This window comes from Mesorhizobium sp. M7A.F.Ca.CA.002.15.2.1 (assembly GCF_003998715.1).
Lineage (GTDB): Bacteria > Pseudomonadota > Alphaproteobacteria > Rhizobiales > Rhizobiaceae > Mesorhizobium > Mesorhizobium ciceri.
In genome coordinates, this window is sequence record NZ_RZPI01000595.1 from 1 (window position 1) to 3,572 (window position 3,572).

Genomic DNA, 3,572 nt, shown 5'->3' on the forward strand with positions numbered 1-3,572 from the left:
GAAGTGCTCTCTTTGCCGAAGCCCGCCTGGGCGGCGGACGAGGTCGGCATGCTCTACGACATGGCGCATCGCTTCATGTCGGAGGAGATCGCGCCGCGCTACGACGAGTTCGAGAAGAACGAGATGGTCGATCGCGAAAGCTGGCTGAAGGCAGGTTCCGCCGGCCTGCTCTGCGCTTCTATGCCGGAGGAATATGGCGGCTCCGGCGGCACCTTCGCGCATGAGAGCGCCATCATCGAGGCCATTGGCCATGTCGGCGTCGACGGGTTCGGCATCGGCCTGCACAATTCGATCGTCGCCCCTTATATCCTCCACTACGGCTCCGAGGAGCAGAAAAAGAAATGGCTGCCGAAGCTGGCGACCGGCGAGCTGATCGGCGCCATCGCCATGACCGAGCCCGGCGCCGGTTCCGATCTGCAGGGCGTCAAGACGCGGGCGCAGAAGGATGGCAACCACTACAAGATCAATGGTTCCAAGACCTTCATCACCAACGGCCAGCTTGCGAACTTCATCATCGTCGTCACCAAGACCGATCCGGAGAAGGGCGCCAAGGGCACCTCGCTGATCGTCGTCGAGACCGACGAGGTCGAAGGTTTCCAGCGCGGCCGTAACCTCGACAAGATCGGGCTCAAGGCCAACGACACGTCGGAGCTGTTCTTCAACGACATGCGCGTGCCGACCTCCAATTTGCTCGGCCACGAGGAAGGGCAGGGCTTCGTCCAGTTGATGCAGCAACTGCCGCAGGAGCGGCTGCAGATCGGCACGGGCGCCATCGCCATGATCGAGCGGGCGCTGGCGCTGACCATCGACTACGTCAAGGAGCGCAAGGCGTTCGGCAAGGCGATCATCGATTTCCAGAACACCCAGTTCAAGCTGGCCGAACTCAAGACCGAGGCCACCATCGGCCGCGTCTTCTACAATGATTGCGTCGCCCGCCACATCGCGGGCGGCCTCGATCCCGTGACAGCGTCGATGGCCAAGTACTGGCTCAGCGACCTGCAGGGAAAAGTCGTCGACGAATGCCTTCAACTGCATGGCGGCTATGGCTACATGAATGAATACCCGATCGCCCGCATGTTCCGCGACGCCCGCGTCCAGCGCATCTACGGCGGCACCAACGAGATCATGAAATTGCTGATCGGACGCTCTCTCTGAAGGCGACATCAGGCAAACCCAAGGAGCAAGCAAATGGCTGAAGCTTATGTCTATGACGCCGTGCGCACACCGCGTGGCAAGGGCAAGAAAGACGGATCGCTGCACGAGGTGCCGGCGGTGCGGCTTGCCGCCAAGACGCTCGAGGCGCTGCGCGACCGCAATGGGCTGGACACTGCAAACGTCGACGACATCATCTTCGGCTGCGTCGATCCGGTCGGCGAGGCGGGTTCGGTCATTCCGCGCGCCGCCGCCTTCGAGGCCGGCTACGACACCAAGGCGCCCGGCATGCAGATCTCACGCTTCTGCGCTTCCGGGCTCGACGCCATCAATTTCGGTGCCGCCAAGATCGCGCAGGGAGCGGACGAGATCGTCATTGCCGGCGGTGTCGAATCGATGTCGCGCGTCGGCATGGGCGCCTCGGGCGGTGCCTGGTTCATGGATCCTTCGGTCGGCCTGCCCGGCTGGTTCGTGCCGCAAGGCATCTCGGCCGACCTGATCGCCACCAAATACGGCTTCAGCAGAGACGACGTCGACGCCTATGCGGTCGAGAGCCAGAAGCGCGCCGCCAAATCCTGGGCGGATGGCCGCTTCAAGAAATCCGTCATTCCGATCAAGGACCAGAACGGCCTGACCATCCTCGACCATGACGAGCATATGCGCCCGTCGACCGACATGCAGTCGCTGGCCTCGCTCAACCCGTCCTTCGTCATGCCCGGCGAAATGGGCGGCTTCGATGCGGTCGCGGTGCAGAAGCATCCCGAAGTGGAAGAGGTCAACCACGTCCATCATGCCGGCAATTCGTCCGGCATCGTCGATGGTGCGGCGGCCGTGCTGCTCGGTTCGAAGAAGGCCGGCAAGGCGATGGGGCTGAAGCCCCGCGCGCGTATCCGCACCTTCGCCAACATCGGCTCCGAGCCTGTGCTGATGCTGACCGGTCCGGTCGACGTCACCGAGAAGCTGTTGAAGCGCGCCAAGATGAAGCTCTCGGACATCGACCTGTTCGAGCTCAACGAAGCCTTCGCTTCGGTGGTGCTGCGCTACATGCAGGCTTTCGACATTCCGCATGACAAGATCAACGTCAATGGCGGTGCCATCGCCATGGGTCATCCGCTCGGCGCCACCGGCGCGATGATCTTCGGCACGGTGCTGGACGAACTCGAGCGGCGCGATCTCAACACCGCTCTGGTGACGCTGTGCATCGGCGCCGGCATGGGCACCGCAACCATCATCGAACGCGTCTGACGGGGAGAGAAACGATGAGCTACACCAATTTCGCCCTCGACACCGACGCCGACGGCATTGCGCTGGTCACCTGGGACATGCCCGGCCGTTCGATGAACGTCTTCACCGAAGAGGCGATGCGGGAATTGAACGCCATTGTCGACAAGGTGGCTGGTGACGCCGCCATCAAGGGCGCCGTGATCACCTCCGGCAAGGATACCTTCTCCGGCGGTGCAGATATCTCTTTGCTGCAGAAGATGCTGACGACCTTCGCCGCGGAAAAGGGCAAGGACGCCGAAAAGGCGACCAAGGCGCTGTTCGACAATGCCGGCATGATGACCGGCCTGTTCCGCAAGCTGGAAACATCAGGAAAGCCGTGGGTGTCGGCGATCAACGGCACCTGCATGGGCGGCGCCTTCGAATTGTCGCTCGCCTGCCACGGCCGTGTCGCCGCCGATAGCGACAAGGTGAAGATGGCGCTTCCCGAGGTGAAGATCGGCATCTTCCCGGGCGCCGGCGGCACCCAGCGCGTGCCGCGGCTGACCGATCAGCAGCAGGCGTTGCAGATGCTGACCTCCGGCCAGACGCTGTCGCCGCAGAAGGCCAAGTCGATGGGCCTGATCCATGAGATCGCCGAGCCGACAAGGTTGGTCGAGACCGCCAAGGCGATGATCAGGAATGGCCTGAAGCCGGTGGCGCCATGGGACGAGAAAGGTTTCAAGCTGCCCGGCGGCCAGATCTATTCGCCGGCCGGTTTCAATCTGTGGCCGCCGGCCATCGCCATCCTGCGCCGCGAGACCTATGGCAACTATCCGGCCGCCGCCGCGATCCTCAAATGCGTCTATGAAGGCCTGCTGGTGCCATTCGACACCGCCTTGCGCATCGAGCAGCGCTATTTCACCGAGATCATGCAGACCAGGGAAGCGGCGGCGATGATCCGCTCGCTGTTTGTGTCGCTGCAGGAACTGAACAAGGGCGCCCGCCGCCCGGCCGGCGTGCCCGAAACCAAGTTCAAGAAGATCGGCATTCTCGGCGCCGGCTTCATGGGCGCCGGCATCGCCTATGTCACCGCCAAGGCCGGCATCCCGGTGGTGCTGCTCGACCGTGATCTGGAGTCGGCCGCCAAGGGCAAGGCGCATTCCGACAGCCTGGTCTCGGATCAGGTCAAGAAGGGCCGCGCCAAGCCGGAGGACAAG

Annotated in this window: 3 protein-coding genes; all 3 read left to right on the forward strand. The window is 63.2% G+C overall.

Annotated elements, in window-relative coordinates; translation table 11 throughout:
* The coding region (locus tag ENZ74_RS25770; protein WP_245471008.1) for an acyl-CoA dehydrogenase family protein at positions 1–1,155 on the forward strand (1,155 nt) is incomplete at its 5' end.
* Between the two features lie 33 nt (positions 1,156–1,188).
* Entirely contained in the window at positions 1,189–2,397 is a 1,209-nt protein-coding gene (locus tag ENZ74_RS25775) for an acetyl-CoA C-acetyltransferase (protein WP_027161729.1), read from the forward strand.
* 14 nt (positions 2,398–2,411) lie between these two features.
* Positions 2,412–3,572 (forward strand): enoyl-CoA hydratase-related protein (locus tag ENZ74_RS25780; RefSeq protein WP_206522330.1); only part of this gene is annotated, 1,161 nt, incomplete at its 3' end.